We start from the raw sequence: 19,195 nt of genomic DNA on the forward strand, positions 1-19,195 counted from the left end.
CTGGTTAACTCTTTCAAATTAACCCCAACGCCATCCTCAGTGGCAACCAGCCGGATTTTATTGGCATACATGCCGCCCAGCGCTTTGGTATCAATGGCTAGTTGTGGTTTAGCACCTTCTCCGGCGAGAGAGTTGACTGTGCCGTCTTTTAAGCTGATGCGGTTGGTTCCCTGCGTCAAAGAGAGATTGTTGGCCTGAATCTTGCCATTTAATTCCGTCGCCCGGCTGATGATATCGACATAATCTGTTGCCTTGCCATCCAGCCCTTTGCCGCCAATGGTGATCTGGCCTTGTTTAACTTCTAACGCTTCCAGCGCACCCTGTTTGTCAAACTGGGGTTTACCGGTGGTCAGGGTGGCACCGGCAGTATTGATAAAACCACAACCATCACAGGTAATGCCGTTGGGGTTGGCGATCATTACGTTGGCTTTATTGCCGATAATTTCCAACTGACCTTGCAGCTCAGAGCGCCCGTTGCCGGTGACTTCATTGATAATCAGTTCCGCTGCTTTGCCCTTTAAGTTAGGATTCGCGTTAAGTTGCCCGGCCAGCTGTGATTGGGCCGTCTGAGTGGCGTTATTGAGTACGGCACCTTGAGTGGCAACGTTAAACTCTTGGTAGGTGTTATGGGATACCCCGGCGTCATTCGATGTGGCGATATTGACAACCGGGACATTGCCCTGATTTTGTACCTGTGTTTGGCTATTATCCGGTGTTATCCCAGCCGCAATAGCCGGATGAAGGGGATAGACGGCGGTCAGGTAAATTAAAAGATAACTCGTGGCCCTAACCATCGAGTTGTTGCGTTGATCCATCGTACTCTCTCTTTTCTTAAGTTAATCTGGTTTTGGTGGTAAAACGGGAATCTTTCCATAGAAAATATTGATAATTTGATAGTGTCATAATTAAACTATTCTAATGCGGGATTATTTATCTGTCTGAATGGGTAGTATAAAATGTGATCAAGATCGAGTTATTTAATTCTGATAATGGGGAATGCGATGTATTAAATGCTGAAAAGCGGCGATAAGGCTGGAGATGTTAAATGCTTAACCGACGGTGATTTCCAGTGCCAATGGCGTGCCGCGAGTCAATATCCAGACCCCCAGTGCGGCTCTGTCTCTTAATCAGATCTCCTGATTAAGAGATTGAATAGGGTGATAACTATCAACCCTGTCCTGAAATTAAAACTCATTTTCCCTGTAGTTTATTTATATTTAAATATATTCATCGATATTAACAATTACACTTAATAATTCGATATTATATCAGTGATATTACTACGATTTCCTATTTTAATTTCACTTTTCCGGTTAACTTTACTCTTATCAATTAACAAAATTGATTGTAATGCCCGCTTGATAAGAATATCTTTGAATTGTGCATTGTCAATATTCGAATCCCATAAATCACCATCTGCATCAATACCATCACAGGAAAAAATAAATAGATCGACCTCTAAATTTTTTAATTGTGCAATAAGTGATGAACTAATATAACAAGCATACTTACGATGAAGTATTCCCCCTGAACTGATTAACTGAATATTTTTTTTCTTTGATAATTGATGACAAATACGAATGCTATTGGTAAAAATAGTGATATTAATATCAGGAAGTTGCTTTGCCAGATACCAACATGTTGAACTTGCATCAAGTGCGATTGTCATTCCTTCGCTTATCCAAGTTACAGCTCGTTGAGCGATAAGCGATTTACTCGAAAAATGTCTTTTAACCCGCATGTTAAAAGAGTCACCATTATCCTGTGTTTCCTTGTGTAAGCTTTTTGTTCTTCCATGTAAACGAAGAAGATGACCATATTCCTGAAGAAATCGCAGATCTCGGCGTATTGTTTCTTTACTGACTTGTAAAACTAAGGAAAGTTCAGTGGTTGTTAATGATTCATGGTGATGAAGAAGATCCATGATTTTTTGATGGCGTTCATTTCTCATAAAGGGATCCCTTTTATATTGTGACAGAATGGAATTATTCCGCCCAATATCAGAATTAAAAAATCATGCCTTCTTTGGCAATATCTTTTCACATTTCGTCGTTTTCTCTGTGACGATGATAGCAAAAGCGTTACCATTTCCTATTTTAGCCAGCATGTTTAAAAGGGATGGAGAGAAGAAATGAATAGGAAAATTATTCTCAACAGAAGATTATCTATTCCTGTATAAAATCTTGAGCTAATGAATTATAAGCTTCTTGGTGCTCACCAGGTGTATAAAGTTCATAGTGATAAGAAAACTGTTCACGCGCTTTTTCAGACGACTCATAGCAACCCACACCAAACCAGGCAAAGAAAGAAGCGCCTAATACAGTCGTCTCCGCTTCATTAAGTACTTTTATTGGCAGGTTTAAAATGTCTGCTTTTATTTGATTCCAGAGATAATTTCGGCTACCTCCTCCCACTAACACCAATTCTTTAGCATGAAATCCACTTATTTTTCCTAAAAGAGATAAGTTTTGTTTTAATTGATACCCCAACGCTTCTAATGCAGCACGATAGAAATGGCGTCGTTCAGTATTCAACGTTATTCCACACCATCCTGCTTCGGAGGTTAACAAACGACAATTCATTCTTAAATTATTAGCACCAGGAGGAACAGATAAAGCTTCATGAATCATTTGGATATAGGCCTCCGAAGGGGGAATATCTCGCCAGAAAAGCCGTCGGATCCATTCAAGTACTCCAGAAGCCAGCCATTGTAATCCCGGGTTAAAGATCCCTTTTCTTGCGTCCAATTCACATGTAGAACCCGCATAATGAGGTAAAATATGGGTATTCACATGAGGGGTGCGCACCATCAGAATTTCCCAGGTGCCGGAAGATAAGACGGGTTGATTCAGACCTGCGCCTGAGCCAAATAAAGCAAATTGTGTATCATGTCCAGACGAAATAACGGGAATTCCTGAAGGCAAGTTCAATTTTTTAGCTACCTCCGGGGTTAATATACCAATTTGTTCGCCAGCAGAAACGAGTTCAGGAAATAAATTCTCTGAAATAGAAATAGCATCTAATATTGCTTCACTAAACTGTTCATTATGAATATTGAGTAACTGACTGGTTCCAGCCATCGTTCTGTCAGTTGACATGACTCCTGTTAATCGATAATTGATTAAAGAAGAAATAAACAACCATACATGGGCTTTATCGAAAAGCGCAGGATGATTTTCTTTTAACCAGATTAATTTATAAAGCGTATTAAAATTAAATTTCCCAACACCGGATATCGTTTGTAATTTCTCAGCCGAGAAGTAACGCTCAATATTTTCAACAATAGGGATTGTTCGTGAACATTTCCAACTAATAATTGGATAAAGTAGGTCACCCTTTGCATCGACCAATGTTCCGTCAACACCAAAAGTCGTCACCGTTATTGCGCATATCTTATAACCTGATAATTTGGGGATAATCCCACGACAACAGCCCGCCAACCGTTCTAAAATGGCGTCCAGTGACCATATATGCCAGTGAGGATTGGCTTTATCAGGATCACTGGTATTCGGGGTTGACTCTTTTGCAATCACATTACCCTGAGAGTCAACTGCAATAGCCCGCAGATTCGTGGCCCCACAATCCAAAACTAAAACGACATTTTGCATTATATGCTCTCCTGTTATGGAATAGAGGCGGCACAATTTGTACCGCCGGCAGCCACTATTGCTTATAGAGAGGACCATAGTTTTGGCAGGCTCGGTAATCTGAACCTTCTAGATCCATGCCGTGTGCACGCCATGCAGAAGGACGATAAATGGCTTTCTCATCCACATTATGCATACAAACTGGGATCCTGAGCATAGAAGCTAACGTAATGAAATCGGCGCCAACATGACCAATAGAAAGCACACCATGATTAGCTCCCCAATTCGCCATAACCGAGTACACATCCTTAAAGACACCTTTACCGGTTAAACGTGGAACAAACCAAGTTGTTGGCCAGGTTTCATTGGTCCGTTTATCCAAAACGTCATGGATATCTTTAGGCAATTCTGCACTCCAGCCCTCAGCGATTTGCAGGACGGGACCCAGGCCCTTAATAATATTGACACGACTCATGGTGAAAGGAACGCCGCCTTTGGTTAAGAATTTGCAGGAGAAGCCGCCACCTCTGAAATATTCATGGAGCGCCGGGCGCCATTGCGTTGCAGCCAGGCAAGCATCCACTTCCTCTTCGGTAATTTCCCAGTGAGGCTTCATTGTAGGATGACCTTGAGCGTCTTTTTGGCAACAGGTACCATCCAGCGTTGCGGAGCCTGAATTAATCAGATGGATCACCCCATTTTCAGCTTGCCCCGTGAGTTTTTGGCCCGTGGCGCGCTCGACAGATTCTGGAGACCAGAAAGTTCGAACATCAGCAAAAATCTGTGCTGTCCCTGTCAGCATATGACCAAATAACATCGCAACGCCATTTAGACTGTCATTCTCTGTTGCAACCGTAAATGGCTGACGGATACCGTTCCAATCGAATGAGCTATTCAAAATCGCTTCCGCAGTATCGCCATTGGGGTATTGGTCTGTCCAATGACGTTGCCCCTGGAAACCCGCGACAATAGCGTTGTAGCCGAGAGCTTCTTCGCCATACCCTTTCTTTTTCAGTTTTGGATTGCCCTGCATCATGTCACGAATGCAAATAGCCATGAGTAAACTTTCGCGAAGAATTTGGCGACGACTTTCTGGTGAACGGTGATAGGGTTTAATATTCGGATCTTCACCATATTGGAAATACTTATCTGCCCAAGATAAGGCGAGCTCAAGTTCCTCTTCATCGTATATTTGCTTATCAATACGACGGCGTAATTCCGTCATATCAACAGACTGAATTTTCATACCAAGCCAGGATTCAAAAAAATGATGATCAACAATTGAACCGGCTATGCCCATTGATACGCCGCCAACAGAGAGGTAAGTTTTTCCTTTCATATTGGCAACCGCTAATCCAGCCCGGGCAAATCGTAGCAATTTTTCTTTAACATCATCAGGAATGCGAGTGTCATCACCATCTTGAACTTCATGTCCATATATAGAAAAAGCGGGGATACCTTTTTGCGAATGAGCGGCTAAAGCTGCCGCAAGGTAGACTGCGCCTGGACGTTCAGTCCCATTAAACCCCCAGATAGCTTTAGGTCTCGTTGGATCCATATCTAATGTCTCACCGCCATAACACCAACACGGCGTGACGGTAATTGTCAGGCCAATATTTAATGCACTGAATTTTTCATCACAAGCCGCAGACTCAGCAAGACCAGCAATACAGGTGTCTGCAATAATGCATTCAACAGGGGTACCACAGGCATGGTAAATATGCCCAGTCAATAAATTAGCTGTCGCTTTTGCCATATTCATGGTTTGCTCTTCGAGTGATTCACGTACTCCCATACGACGGCCATCAATAACTGGGCGAATACCAATCTTGGGTAAGTTCATATTCTTTTTCATGCGATTTCCTCATACAAATAAAGTTGTTATTTGCTTTTTTAATTAAACAGATTACTGGGTAACGCATTCGCACGGAATTTTGCGAAAATAAAGATCACAGCAAAACAGAAAGCAGGCACGAGCTCAGCAGTTGGAACGTGACCCACCGCATCACTAACAAATCCCATAATAGGCGTCACGATACCACCCCCAACAATCGTCATGACAATAAGTGAAGAACCATATTTGGTATCCTGACCTAATCCTTTAATGCCTAATGAAAAGATGGTTGGGTATTGAATAGACATAAACATGCTACAAAGGGTCAATGCAATTAAGCCGACATATCCCCCCACGAACGCGGAAATAATGCAAAGGCTCATGGATATCAAGGCATAACAAGCTAATACTTTTTCCGGAGCAAATCGCTTAACTAACCAAGTCCCGCTTGATCGACCAATAAAGAAAAATACCATTGTTGCTGTCAGATAATTAGCGGCATATCCCGGCGTCATACTCGGAATTTCATCAATGGCATAACGGATCAGGTAGCTCCAGCAAGCGGTTTGCGCACCGACATAGCAAAATTGTGCTAACACCGCCCAGCGCCAGTGCGTGATTTTAATAAGGCGTCTTAAAGACTTAAAGAATGAGAGGTTATTGTCGTGTGCATCACTTTGCATGACTGGAAATTTGGTCAATAAAATCAAGAATGTAATCACTAAAACCGCAGCAACGATAATCATATAAGGGGACTGTACCACTAGAACGAGGCTGTGGTTATAGGCATCAAGCTGCTCAACAGTCATTTTATCAAGTGTTTCTTGAGGTAAATGAGGAACATTAGATAAAATTAAACTTTGCCCAAAAATAACGGCGATAATTGCCCCAAATGAGTTAAATGTTTGTGCCAGATTAATGCGAAAATGCCCCGTTTTTTCAGGCCCTAATACTGTGACGAAAGGGTTAGCCGCTGTTTCTAAGCAACCTAATCCGGCAGCGATAATAAAAAGCCCCACAAGGAATAGTGTATAATTCATTGTTTCTGCGGCAGGCCAAAAAAGAGCAGCACCAACAACATAAAATAATAATCCAGTAATTATTCCTGCTTTATAATTTAACTTGTTCATCAATATGCCAGCAGGGATAGGAATAATAAAATAACCAAAATAAAATGCCGACTGAATTAATCCCGCTTGAAAATTTGTTAAGGAGAAAGCTTTTTGAAATTGAGGCAGCAATATGTCATTTAAATTATTTGCCACAGCCCACAAAAAAAAGAGAGAACACAAAAGAGTAAAAGGTATTAAATAATCTCTGTTTTTTTTACTATCCCGCGCTATATTTGATTGCATCGATACATTATCCATAGCACCCTCTCTATCGCAGCTAATACTGTAAGTTTTCCAGAGTCAGTCTTATTTTTAGTCATCTATAAGATAAGAAAATGATCTCAATCACATTTATCTATTCATGCCGATAAATTGTGAACTTAATCACTGAAATAAACCTGTCACACATGCCCGTTTGTATTTTTTTTATTTAATTCGGTCATAAAAATGACCGTATAATATTTTTTATGAAAAAACGGTCAATAAAACCCATAAATGACCGTTTGAGTTAGAAATGAAAAATACGGAATAAAAAAATAAATACAGGTGCTGATAAAACCCAAAAAGTGGTAAAAACATTTGAGCTTAATCACAAAAATCAACTTAAATATTTATTTAAAAACAATAAGGTACTACAACAAAAATAAAGATCAGGCTTCATTTTTTTATTTTTCATTGACTAGCATAAAAGCATAATTCGAATTTAAACAAGGTAAATAATCATGAAAAGAAATACATTGTCTCGTGAAATTATTCATACATGCTTAGAAATGACCCGACTAGGATTAAATCAAGGCACTGCGGGTAATGTCAGTGTCCGTTATAACAATGGAATGTTAATTACGCCGACAGGAATCCCTTATGAACAATTGACTGAAACCCATATTGTTTATGTAGATGAAATGGGTCAACCTGAGGATAATAAGATCCCCTCTAGTGAATGGCGCTTTCATCAGGCGGTCTATCATGCCAGACCTGATGCAAATGCAGTCGTCCATAATCATGCAATTCATTGCACAGCAGTTTCTATTTTAAATCAATCAATCCCAGCCATTCATTACATGATCGCAGCAGCGGGAGGAGATTCAATTCCTTGTGTACCTTACGCAACATTTGGTACCAAACAACTCTCTGACTATGTATTTAATGGTTTTAAAAACAGAAAAGCCATTCTATTACAGCATCATGGGATGATTGTTTGTGAGGTTAATCTACAAAAAGCACTATGGCTCGCGCATGAAGTTGAAGTGCTCGCTCATCTATATTTACAGACCCTAGCGATCCAAAATCCAGTTCCTATCCTGAGTCCAGAAGAAATAGCAATTGTGCTTGAGAAATTTAAGACATATGGTTTAAAAATTGAAGAATAAGATCACTTTGTCAGGTGGTCATTATGGCTCATTGCATGGTTATTAATGAAACAAGTTGGTTTGCGCCAGGTGCAATTAATGGTGATGGGTTTCCCTATGGTAAATCTCCGCGCAGCCAGACCATTGAATAATCCGAGCGGTTTACCAACCCCAGAGGAGAAATCTCAGAGAATTGTGATCGCAGTTTGGTCGTTTATCGCTGTATTATAATATCTCTTCAACAATAGTTGCGCCATAATGGAAGCTATTGGGAGGAATTGAATAAGGACCTGCCTGTTATCCGGGTAGGGAGCTTCTATACCGTCGAATAAAGACAAGAGATCATGCGTAAAGTCACTTTAACTCTGGCCGCAGTAAAACCAAGACTGAAAATGTCACGCATTATTTGTAGGAGGGGTTGAATATTCGGGGTATCCGTATCCTGCGTGCTGCAAATTTAATACCGGCATTGATCATGTTGGTTGAGTCAGGAATAAGGTTTAAATCTGTTGAAAAGGACGTTTTGGCGTCTTTCGGTTCTTATTGCTTTCCTTTTATTAGACGCTGGATCTGCCATAGTTATAATTAATTTATGAGAATGTTCTGAAGGTGGGTATGTTGATATGGTAAAAAAAGCGATAAAGCCGCTGTGTATTTCGGTTATTTGCAGTACATTAATGGTAGCTGGTTATGCTTTAGCCAATCAGCAGAGCAGGCTGATGGAAAGTGATATGCAGACTGAAAAGGTATCTGAGACAGCAATACCTAAACAAGTACAAATTCAAACTTATGCGGCTGCACAGGAAGAGAATCGCAGAGTGCTTCAAAGCTGGTTACCGAAGCAGGTTAAGCCCATTTTCTTTGACCGATTGGTCAGTCTGTATTCATCTAACCAGATGCAACCTTTATGGCAGGACAAAACTGCCGTTCAGCGTTTTGAACAACAACTTTTAGAACTGGCATTGGCTGGATTTCAACCGCAATTCGGCCAATGGCTGATTGAACTCAATGATCCTCAATTGAGCGATATGGGGCGCGATCTCATTTTATCTGATGCTATGCTGGGTTATTTGCAATTTGTCTCCGATGTCAGTCATCAGGGCGAAAACTGGCTCTATCGCACGACGCCATACAAAATTGTTTTACCTTCATCTGCGATCATCGACCGGTGGCAGCAAGCTATCACAGATCGCAATGTGGCCGCTTATGTTGCAGCATGGGTGCCGCAGCATCCTCAATATGAAAATATGCATAAGGAGATGATGAAGCTATTGGCTGAGAGTAAACCGTGGCCACAGGTTTCTGATAAAAGCGCATTAAAACCGGGGCAGAGTAGTCCTGATATCACGGCTTTAAGAGAAATACTTATCCGTACCGGTATGCTGAATGATGCGACAACTGAATCAGGTAATATCTATGACCCTGAATTGGTTGCTGCGGTGAAAAATTTCCAGCAATGGCAGGGATTGGCGCCCGATGGCGTGATTGGTAAACGTACCAGAGATTGGTTGAATACGTCACCTCAAATCAGAGCTGGATTAATGGCGCTTAATATTCAGCGTTTGCGGATTGTCCCAGGGCATGTTTCCAGCGGAATTATGGTCAATATTCCTGATTATTCGTTGCATTATTATCTTAATGATCAGGAAGTGCTGAACTCGAAGGTGATCGTTGGTCGTCCAAGCCGTAAAACGCCAATTATGAGTAATGTGTTGAATAATGTCGTGATTAATCCCCCCTGGAGTGTGCCAACCAGTCTGGCAAGAAAAGATATTGCGCCGCGGGCGGTGAATGATCCCGGATATTTCCAGCGCCGGGGGTATATTATCTTTTCAAACTGGCGTGCTGATGCCAGCGTGATCGATCCTTACACTATTGATTGGAATGTGATTACGCCGGCTAATTTTCCTTATCGGGTATGGCAGGCTCCAGGGCCGGCTAATTCATTAGGCCGCTATAAATTCAATATGCCAAATTCTGATGCCATCTATTTGCACGATACGCCGAATCATAATCTGTTTAACAAAGATATCAGGGCGATCAGTTCTGGTTGTGTCAGGGTTAATAAGGCGTCAGAATTGGCAAGTATGTTACTGGGAGAGGCTGGCTGGACCCAAAGTAAGGTGGATAATACCCTGAAACAGGGCAATACCGCTTATGTCAATATCCCACAGCGTGTTCCGGTTTATTTGTATTATTTGACTGCTTGGGTAGATGAGCAGGGTGTGCCTCAGTATCGCACTGATATTTATGACTATGATAACAGTGCGAGACAAGGTTCCCAGTTTTTGTCAAAGTTGTTGCATTTACAAAACTAAAAATGCAACTAATTTTCATTATTAGTTGTTATAGTGACCAGTGACTTATTTTTTCATAATCTGGGTAGATGTTTCTCCATGGATATAATCGATCATAATCGCCGCAAGTGGCTTGGTGTGGGGGCTGCCGCTTTAGGCTTGTGTTTGTTGCCGGGACACGCTTTTGCGACTCTGGCGACTCCCCGCCCACGAATTTTACGTGTTGACAACTTACATACGGGTGAAACTATTAAAGCCGAATTCTTCGATGGCCGTCGTTACAACAAAGATGAGCTGGCTCGTCTGAATCATCTGTTTCGGGATTACCGGCAAAATAAAGTTAAAACTATCGATCCTCAATTATTTGATCAGATCTATTTGCTGCAAATGATGATGGGCATTAATAAGCCTGTACAACTTATTTCTGGTTACCGCTCACTGGTGACCAACAATCAGTTGCGCAAGAAAAGTAAAGGCGTGGCTAAACAGAGTTACCATACTCGCGGGCGGGCGATGGATTTCCATATTGAAGGTATTGATCTTAAACATATCTGTAAAGCCGCTCTGAAAATGAAGGCGGGCGGTGTGGGATATTATCCACACAGTAATTTCGTTCATATTGATACAGGTCCCGTCAGGACGTGGTAATCGGTGAGTAACTATTTTGTTTTGATGATGGAGTAAATGAAATAATGAAATACCAAATTATTCCTGTGACTGCTTTTATGCAAAATTGCACCCTTATTTGGAATGAAGAGAGTAAGGAAGCGGCAATTGTTGATCCAGGTGGTGAAGCGGCAAAGCTGATCGCTGAAATCGAAGGCCGTGGTTTGAAATTGACCCAGATTTTATTGACTCATGGTCATTTTGACCATGTTGGTGCAACAGCAGAAGTCGCTGAACATTTTAATGTGCCGATTTACGGACCACAGCAGGAAGATGCTTTTTGGATCGAAGGTTTGCCGGCTCAGAGCCGGATGTTTGGCATTGAGGAGTGTGCATCATTTGAACCTGACCGCTGGCTGAATGAAGGTGATGAGTTACATGTTGGCGGGGTCGATTTGTCGGTGTTGCACTGTCCGGGCCATACACCGGGGCATGTCGTATTTGTGAATCATACAGATAAATTGATCTATATGGGGGATGTACTGTTTAAAGGGGGAGTTGGGCGTAGCGACTTTCCGCGTGGTAATCACCAGCAGTTAATTAATTCAATTAAAGATAAACTTCTGCCACTTGGTGATGATTATACATTTATTCCAGGGCACGGGCCAATGTCTACACTGGGTTATGAACGGCAAACTAATCCATTTTTACAGGATGAAGTTCCAAGTTGGTGATGTGGAATTGAATAAGAGCCGGTTTGGGTTCTGGGGATAATAGTTGTCCGATTGGCAACTATATCAGACGATAAAAGCCGCTGAAATTGAGCGGCTTTTCGTAATAAGGTGAATGTTGACTTAGAGTACCGCAACAATGGCTTCACACAGTGGGGCCATATTTTCCAGCGTCAGGCCAGCGACATTAATACGACCGGAACTGACAGCGTATATACCAAATTCCACACGCAGGCGCTCAACTTGTTCTTTTGTCAGGCCACTGAATGAAAACATACCATTCTGGTTAATAATGAAGCTGAAATCTTGTTTTGCACCTTTTTCTTGTAAGGTGTTTACAAACAGTTGACGCATACGCTGGATACGTTCGCGCATGGTGGTCAGCTCTTGTTCCCAGGCGGTTTTTAGTTCTTCATTTGACAAAATAGTGGCGACAACAGATGCGCCATGAGAGGGTGGGTTGGAATAGTTGGCTCGGATAATGGCTTTAGCCTGGCTGAATGCTTTTTCTGCTGTATCGCTGTCACCGGCAACAATAGTACAGGCACCCACGCGTTCATTGTACAAGCCAAAGTTTTTGGAATAAGAGCTGGCGACGATCAGTTCATTATGATTTTTCGCAAAAATACGCAGGCCTTCCGCGTCTTCGTTCAGACCTTTGGCAAATCCTTGGTAAGCGAAGTCAAAAATGGGCAGCCAGCCTTTTTCCGCAGACATTTCTGCCAGTTTGGCCCACTGGGCTGGGGTTGGATCGATACCCGTCGGATTGTGGCAGCAGCCGTGGAACAGAACAACATCACCCGCTTGAGCGTCAGACAGGCTTGCCAGCATGTCTTCGAAATTCAGGGCGTGTTTTTCAGCGTCATAGTATTTATATTCGCGGACTTCCAGGCCAGCGGCAGAAAAGACGTTTTTATGATTTGGCCAGGTTGGATTGCTGATCCAGACTTGTTTAGCGTTAGTCTGTTTAGTAATAAAATCCGCAGCAATACGTAAAGCACCTGTACCACCTGGGCTTTGCGCTGTACGGGCGCGTTTGTCTGTTACCACAGGGTGATCTTTACCAAACAGCAATTCTTGCGTCACATTGCCAAATTCAACCAGGCCGCTAATCGGCAGGTAATTCTTTGTTGTTTCGTTTTCCAGCAGATATTGTTCCGCTTTTTTGACACTAGTGAGAACAGGGGTTTTTCCTGTTTCATCTTTATAGACACCGATGCCAAGGTTGATTTTATTTGTACGAGGATCAGAACGGAAAGTATCGGCTAAGCCAAGAATAGGGTCGGCAGGCGCTGCTATGATTTTCTCAAACATGTTTGTGATTCCAAAGCTCAGGGTTAAGTCTAAAAAGGTAGTCAGGTTAACGCCGCAGAAACAGTTTGCCAACTATTTGTAGCAAAAAGAATATAATCTTGTGAGGCAGTTTGCGGAGTGAGAAAAAGTTTAGATAACAGCAAGAAAAGATAGAATAAAAAAGCAGCGCCTGAGCGCTGCTTTCGTTTAAATATGCTTAACTTATTCAGCTAAATATATTTATCAATGGTAATTAGAACTGGTAAACCATACCTACACCAACAACATTGTCAGTGCTGATGCCAAATGCTTTGGTGAATTCGTTCTCATCCAGCAGGTTGATTTTGTAATCAATATAGGTGGTCATGTTTTTGTTGAGGCTATAGAAAGTACCAACAGAGACATATTTAACTAGATCGTGGTTGCCAGATTCTTTCTCTTCCCCTTTAATGTCACCGAACAGGCTTTTACCTTTAGACTGTACGTATGCCAGAGATGGACGCAGGCCGAAATCGAACTGATATTGAGCTGTTAATTCGATGTTCTGGGTTTTGTTGGCGGTATTTTGCCAGTTTACACCATCAACTTTTCCACCGAAGCGAGTCATATTACGGGTTTCACCGTACATTGCCGCCAGGTAGATGTTGTTGGCATCGTATTTAGCACCGATGTTCCAAGCTTCAGCGCGGTCACCTAGAGCAGCAGAACCATAAGGTTTGTCTTTTTCACCTTCTTTTTCAACAACGCCAAAAGCGGTTTTTTGTGCAGAAGTACGGGCAGAGTTAGAGTATGAGCCACCGACGCTGATACCGTAACCTGCGTCATAAATCGCAGCGAAACCGTAACCATCACCGTTGTCTTTACGGTTGGCACGACCATTTGAGGTGTTGTTACTGTTCTCACCCTGATATTGCAGGGCAAAGTTCAGACCATCAACCAGGCCGAAGAAATCGCTATTACGGTAAGTTAACAGACCTGTAGAACGGCCAGTCATGAAGTTGTCAGTTTGAGCCATGGAGTCACCACCAAATACTGGCAACACGTCGGTCCAGGAGTTGACATCATAAACAACACCGTAGTTACGACCATAGTTCAGTGAACCGTAGTCGGAAAGTTTCAGGCCAGCGAAAGCCAGACGAGTTTTGGTTTCTTCGTCAACGGCTTCTGCACGGTTGCCTTTGATGTTGTATTCCCAACGACCAAAACCGGTCAGTTGGTCATTGACTTGAGTTTCGCCTTTGAAACCCAGACGGGCGAAAGTTTCATCACCATCTTCGCCGCTGCTGTTGTTAGCGAATTGGTGACGTGCTTCAACTTTACCATACAGGTCCAGTTTGTGACCGTCTTTGTTATAAACTTCAGCTGCATTTGCTGCGCCAGCAGCCAACAGAGCTGGGATTACCACTGCAAGAACATTGCACTTCGTCATTATTATTACCCTCATTGGTGTTATATCGGACACCTGCCACTGCCAAAAATAATTCTTTAAAAATCTATGGAACTATTTGTGAGAGTTTAGTGTCGTCTGTTTCTCTGTCAAGTGTTTCATTGGTTGTTATTTTTATCCACTCACAAAGTGCTATAAAAAAGAAAATTTAGTAAGAATTTGCAACAAAGTGTTTCAAAATGTAAATGAAAGATTGTTTTTTGAACTCTGGTCAGTCCAGTTGGTCAAAAAAGTGGAAATGAATTGCTGTCAGTGAAGAGGAGGAATTATCTATTGAACTTAGTAAAAAGAGTAAAATACGGTGTTCGTTTTATCATCAGATTTTTTATAGGTAACTTGCTGATGTTATTGTCTGTATGTCATATACTATTTTTCAACAGACGACTGATGATTATTCTTCTTGAAAAAAGAATAGCGCTCGCTTAAGTGAGCGCTATCACATATTAATTGAGTCTTTTATATTTATTTCAGCTAAATTAGAACTGATATACCAGACCTACACCAACCGCGTTCTTGGTGTTAACTTCAAAATATTGGGTAAATATGTTGTCTTTTACCAAATTGATTTTGTAATCAACATAGGCAGATAAATTTTTGTTGAAGTTATAATAAGAGCCAATGGCGATATATTTTACCCAGTCCTGTTTGGAGAAAAAATTTGTCCCTTTGGATTGAACATATGCCAGCGATGGGCGCAGGCCAGAATCGAACTGATATTGAGCCGTTAATTCGAGATTTTGGGTTTTTGCCGAGACAACATCTTGGTAGCCGAAGGACGTCATATTGTGAGTTTCACCGTACATTGCTGCCAGATAGACGTTGTTTGCATCGTATTTAGCACCAATATTCCATGCTTCAGCTCTTTCACCGCGAGCGACAGAGGTAACGAGTCTTTCGTGAATAATAGGACGGTCAGCGTTGGAGTAGGCTCCTCCCACGCTGATACCGTACCCAATATCATAGGTAGCAGAGATGCCAAAACCATCACCATTACTGCCACCATTCGGTTTGATGATGTCGCCTCGCTTACGAAGTGAATTACGACCATTTTTGTTGCTGTCGTCGTTCTTACCTTGGTATTGCAGGGCAAAGTTCAGGCCATCAACCAGGCCGAAGAAATCAGTGTTACGGTAAGTCAGGACTCCTGTGGCGCGGCCTGTCATGTAGGTGTCAGCCTGAGACATGGAATCAGCACCGAATACTGGCAGTACGTCGGTCCAGACGTTAATATCATAGAGAACACCGTAGTTACGGCCGTAGTCCAAAGAACCGTACTGAGCAAATTTCAGGCCAGCGAAACCCAGGCGGGTTTTGTTGCCTTCAGCGCCGTTTGATTCAGCGTTGCTAGCCTGAATATTGTACTCCCAGCGCCCATAACCCGTTAGTTGGCTATTGATTTGGGTTTCACCTCTGAAACCCAGACGAACATAGCTTGCATCACCATCTTCACTACGGATAGGATCATCCTCTGATTTTTCGGTGGCTTTAGAGAATTGATGACGTGCATCAACTTTGCCATACAGATCGAGTTTGTTACTGTCTTTGTTATAAATCTCAGCGGCGTTTGCTGCTCCAGCGGCTAATAATGCTGGGATGACCACTGCAAAAATACTACCTTTCATTAATTGTTACCTTACATTGCTTCATTAATTACCATCATTGGTGTTATCCGGACTTTTGTTACTTACAGAAATAATTCCTTTAAGAAAATCTTTGAAACTATTTATGAGAGCGCCGTAATTGTCCGTGTCGGGGCACAGTCTTTCATTGGTAGTGAGCTTGATCCACCATTAAATTGATACAAAGTGACGTATTTTGTAACAAAGTGAAAATAATGTGTGTGAAAATGTAAATACAAGCAGATTTTTGATCGAAAATTGGATTAAGGAAATAAAAAAGCCAGCTTTCGCTGGCTTTATATACATAATGATTTTTTAATATTTACTTTATGGAAGTATTAGAAATTGGCGCTTCTTGGAGTACGTGGGAATGGGATAACATCACGCACATTTGCGACACCGGTCACATAAGCGACCAAACGCTCAAAGCCTAATCCGAATCCGGAATGAGGAACAGTGCCATAGCGACGCAGGTCACGGTACCACCAGTAATCTTCTTTATTAAGGCCCATCTCTTCCATACGTTTATCCAGCCTATCTAAACGCTCTTCACGCTGTGAGCCGCCGATAATCTCACCAATGCCCGGTGCGAGAACATCCATTGCTGCAACGGTTTTACCGTCGTCGTTCATGCGCATATAGAAGGCTTTAATATCTTTTGGATAGTTTTTCACTACCACCGGTGCCTGGAAATGTTTTTCTGCCAGATAGCGCTCATGTTCTGATGAGAGGTCAACACCCCAGAATACCGGGTTTTCGAATTCCTGGCCGCAATTTTGCAGGATTTCAACGGCATCGGTGTAATCAATTTGAGCAAAGTCAGAATGGATAAATTTCTCCAGACGGGTGATAACGTCTTTATCTACACGTTCAGCAAAGAATTGCAGATCATCAGCACGTTCTTCTAATGCGGCTTTGAAAACATATTTCAGCATATTCTCAGCCAGTGCAGCGGCATCGTTGAGGTTAGCGAAGGCAATTTCCGGCTCAAGCATCCAGAATTCTGCCAGATGGCGGCTGGTATTAGAGTTTTCAGCACGGAAAGTCGGGCCGAATGTGTAAACTTTGCTTAATGCACAGGCATAGGCTTCGCCGTTCAATTGGCCGGATACGGTCAGGAAAGCTTCACGGCCGAAGAAATCCTGGTTGAAATCCACTTCACCTTTATCAGTTAGCGGCAGATTTTGCAGATCCAGCGTGGAGACACGGAACATTTCACCGGCGCCTTCTGTATCAGCCGCAGTGATCAGCGGGGTTGAAACCCAGAAGTAGCCGTTTTCATGGAAGAAACGGTGCAGAGCTTGCGCAAGAGTATGGCGCATACGGGCAACTGCGCCAATCAGGTTGGTGCGTGGCCGCAGATGAGCCACTTCGCGCAGATATTCAATGCTGTGGCGTTTGGCGGCCATCGGATAGGTATCAGGATCTTCAACTATGCCGATCACCACCACTTTCGTCGCTTGCAGTTCAAAACTCTGTCCCTGACCAGGGGAAGCAACAACTGTCCCTGTGACTTCGACAGAACAGCCGGTGGTTAAAGACAGAATTTCATTCTGATAATTGGGCAAATTATTATTAACGACGGCCTGTAATGGATTAAAGCAGGAACCGTCATAGACGGCGAGGAAAGAGATACCAGCTTTAGAATCTCTCCTTGTACGGATCCAGCCGCGAACGGTGATTTCACTATCAACCGCAACCCGGCCTTGCAGTACGTCGACTACAGGCGCTACGCTCATAAATTTCTCTCTTCTTTTATCAATTCAAGTTGGTGAAAATGAATGCCCCTACACAAGGGGCAGCTTGTTCTATGTTACTTGCCATATTCCAGGAAACAAGTGGAAATCACTAATTTGCATGGTGAATGAGAGGGAAGCGGTTTTTTTCAGATGTGCCGCTGCTTTATTTGCCAGCGACACAGTCGTGTTTTAAACAAAATGGTGTTAACAAGCTTGTTTGACCTGGGGTATATCAAAAGCGGCACGTAGCCGGTTAACAAACTCATTATCTTCACAAATGGTTTTGCCGGGGCTGTCTGACAGTTTTGCTACCGGTTTGCCATTACATTCGACAAGTTTGATAACGATGTTCAGCGGCTTAACGCCTGGAATGTTGCAGGTCAGCCGTGTGCCGATACCGAAAATCAGGTTTATTCTGTTGTGGAAATGGCGATAAAGCGCTAGCGCTTTCTGGAAATCCAGGCTGTCAGAAAATACCAAGGTCTTCGTCAGCGGATCGATGCCCAGTTTTTGATAGTGGGCGATCGCTTTTTCACCCCATTCAACCGGATCGCCTGAATCATGGCGTAAGCCCTGGTATCTGTTGGCAAACTGGGCATCAAAGTCCCGCAGGAAAGCATCCATTGTGATGCAGTCAGTCAGGGCGATACCTAATTGGTTAGGATATTCATTTAACCAACTTTGTAATGCCTCCCGTTGACTGCTTGCCAGTTCCGGGCTGATTTGCTGGTGAGCTTGAAACCATTCATGCGCCTGCGTACCAACAGGGGAGATCCCAAGTTGTTGTGCAAGTTGATAGTTGCTGGTGCCAATCAGGTAAGGGAAATTCTGTTGCAGTTCACTGACAATGGCATGTTGAACACTGTGTGAGAAACGGCGGCGTGTGCCGAAATCCATCAGTTTGAAACCGGAGAGATCGATTCCTTCATTTTCCGCGTCTTGATAGAACAGTTTAATTAATTTGCGAAGCTGGTTGACGGCATTTTCAGCCGCGTTATCCAGCGAGTGATAGCGGTGAACCAGCTCACTGAGCAGCGCCAATAATGGTACTTCCCACATAATGACTTCGTGCCATAATCCTGAAATACGGATAGCCAACTGACCACTATCGGTTACAGAAATATTGACTTGCTGTGGATTGAAACGAAAGGTTTTGAACCAGTCCAGGTAATCAGCCTTGAAAAAAGGCAGGCTGGAAAGATAATTAAACTCAGCATCGGTTAATGCCAGATCAGCCATCATATTAACCTGATGGCGTAATTCTTTGGCATATTCACCCAGCAGTTCATCACCGCGGCAGCGAAACTCTGCAACAACAGGCATGTGGCTGTAGTGGTGGTACACTGCTTGTTGCATATGAAGTTTATAAGCGTCAGTATCAAGCAGTGATTTAATAATCGGGGTAGCGTCTAGGGTCATAGCGCGTTATGCATCCTCACGGAGCCTATTCGTGTCAGCTAAATCGATAAAGTTGGAAGAGTATACCGGGATTATTTTGTTATTGAAGTCACATAACATCATATCATTCACCATGAAGATCGAAATTAAAAAGGTCTTTGGTTAAATGTTATCATGTTATTT

General features: G+C 42.7%; 14 protein-coding genes. 4 read left to right on the forward strand and 10 right to left on the reverse strand.

All coding sequences use genetic code 11. From position 1 onward, the window contains the following. The 5 genes from LGZ99_RS06905 to fucP form a co-directional block, all read right to left on the reverse strand. Positions 1-815: filamentous hemagglutinin N-terminal domain-containing protein (locus LGZ99_RS06905; protein WP_262978976.1), on the reverse strand; the 815-nt coding region annotated here is incomplete at its 3' end. A gap of 434 nt (positions 816-1,249) precedes the next feature. Continuing rightward, positions 1,250-1,951, reverse strand: a complete 702-nt coding sequence (gene fucR, locus LGZ99_RS06910; protein ID WP_036840695.1) for an L-fucose operon activator — start codon at positions 1,949-1,951, stop codon at positions 1,250-1,252. 214 nt (positions 1,952-2,165) lie between these two features. Beyond that, positions 2,166-3,611 (reverse strand): L-fuculokinase, encoded by a 1,446-nt coding sequence (fucK, locus tag LGZ99_RS06915; RefSeq protein ID WP_128575538.1) that lies wholly within the window; start codon positions 3,609-3,611, stop codon positions 2,166-2,168. Positions 3,612-3,663: 52 nt separating this feature from the next. Continuing rightward, complete coding sequence (gene fucI / locus LGZ99_RS06920) at positions 3,664-5,442, reverse strand: L-fucose isomerase (protein ID WP_036840698.1); 1,779 nt, start codon at positions 5,440-5,442, stop codon at positions 3,664-3,666. Between the two features lie 38 nt (positions 5,443-5,480). Then, positions 5,481-6,791: an L-fucose:H+ symporter permease gene (gene fucP, locus LGZ99_RS06925; RefSeq protein WP_262978977.1), complete on the reverse strand. Its 1,311-nt coding sequence runs from the start codon at positions 6,789-6,791 to the stop codon at positions 5,481-5,483. 464 nt (positions 6,792-7,255) lie between these two features. Here fucP and fucA point away from each other — a divergent pair, with 464 nt between their 5' ends. The 4 genes from fucA (at position 7,256) to LGZ99_RS06945 (ending at position 11,519) form a co-directional block, all read left to right on the forward strand. Beyond that, on the forward strand, positions 7,256-7,903 hold the full coding sequence (gene fucA / locus LGZ99_RS06930; RefSeq protein ID WP_036840704.1) for an L-fuculose-phosphate aldolase: 648 nt from the start codon (positions 7,256-7,258) through the stop codon (positions 7,901-7,903). A 602-nt stretch (positions 7,904-8,505) separates the two neighbouring features. After that, positions 8,506-10,200 carry a L,D-transpeptidase gene (gene ldtD / locus LGZ99_RS06935; RefSeq protein WP_262978978.1) on the forward strand — a complete coding sequence of 565 codons (1,695 nt, stop codon included), beginning with the start codon at positions 8,506-8,508 and terminating at the stop codon, positions 10,198-10,200. A gap of 78 nt (positions 10,201-10,278) precedes the next feature. After that, positions 10,279-10,827 carry a peptidoglycan L,D-endopeptidase MepK gene (locus LGZ99_RS06940; protein ID WP_021324930.1) on the forward strand — a complete coding sequence of 183 codons (549 nt, stop codon included), beginning with the start codon at positions 10,279-10,281 and terminating at the stop codon, positions 10,825-10,827. 44 nt (positions 10,828-10,871) lie between these two features. Further along, complete coding sequence (locus LGZ99_RS06945; protein ID WP_262978979.1) at positions 10,872-11,519, forward strand: MBL fold metallo-hydrolase; 648 nt, start codon at positions 10,872-10,874, stop codon at positions 11,517-11,519. A gap of 120 nt (positions 11,520-11,639) precedes the next feature. On the opposite strand, the gene LGZ99_RS06950 is transcribed toward LGZ99_RS06945, so the two are convergent. The 5 genes from LGZ99_RS06950 to pncB all read right to left on the reverse strand — a co-directional run bounded on the left by LGZ99_RS06950 (position 11,640) and on the right by pncB (position 19,033). Then, complete coding sequence (locus LGZ99_RS06950) at positions 11,640-12,830, reverse strand: amino acid aminotransferase (protein ID WP_036840710.1); 1,191 nt, start codon at positions 12,828-12,830, stop codon at positions 11,640-11,642. Positions 12,831-13,062: 232 nt separating this feature from the next. Continuing rightward, positions 13,063-14,238 carry a porin OmpC gene (ompC, locus tag LGZ99_RS06955; protein ID WP_021324928.1) on the reverse strand — a complete coding sequence of 392 codons (1,176 nt, stop codon included), beginning with the start codon at positions 14,236-14,238 and terminating at the stop codon, positions 13,063-13,065. A 494-nt stretch (positions 14,239-14,732) separates the two neighbouring features. Then, positions 14,733-15,878, reverse strand: coding sequence for a porin (locus tag LGZ99_RS06960; RefSeq protein WP_036840713.1), 1,146 nt, complete (start codon positions 15,876-15,878; stop codon positions 14,733-14,735). Between the two features lie 335 nt (positions 15,879-16,213). Further along, entirely contained in the window at positions 16,214-17,614 is a 1,401-nt protein-coding gene (gene asnS / locus LGZ99_RS06965) for an asparagine--tRNA ligase (RefSeq protein ID WP_021324927.1), read from the reverse strand. 204 nt (positions 17,615-17,818) lie between these two features. After that, positions 17,819-19,033, reverse strand: coding sequence for a nicotinate phosphoribosyltransferase (gene pncB, locus LGZ99_RS06970; protein ID WP_036840716.1), 1,215 nt, complete (start codon positions 19,031-19,033; stop codon positions 17,819-17,821). Positions 19,034-19,195 lie beyond the last annotated feature (162 nt).

The sequence above is a fragment of the Photorhabdus temperata genome (assembly GCF_025384845.1).
Lineage (GTDB): Bacteria > Pseudomonadota > Gammaproteobacteria > Enterobacterales > Enterobacteriaceae > Photorhabdus > Photorhabdus temperata.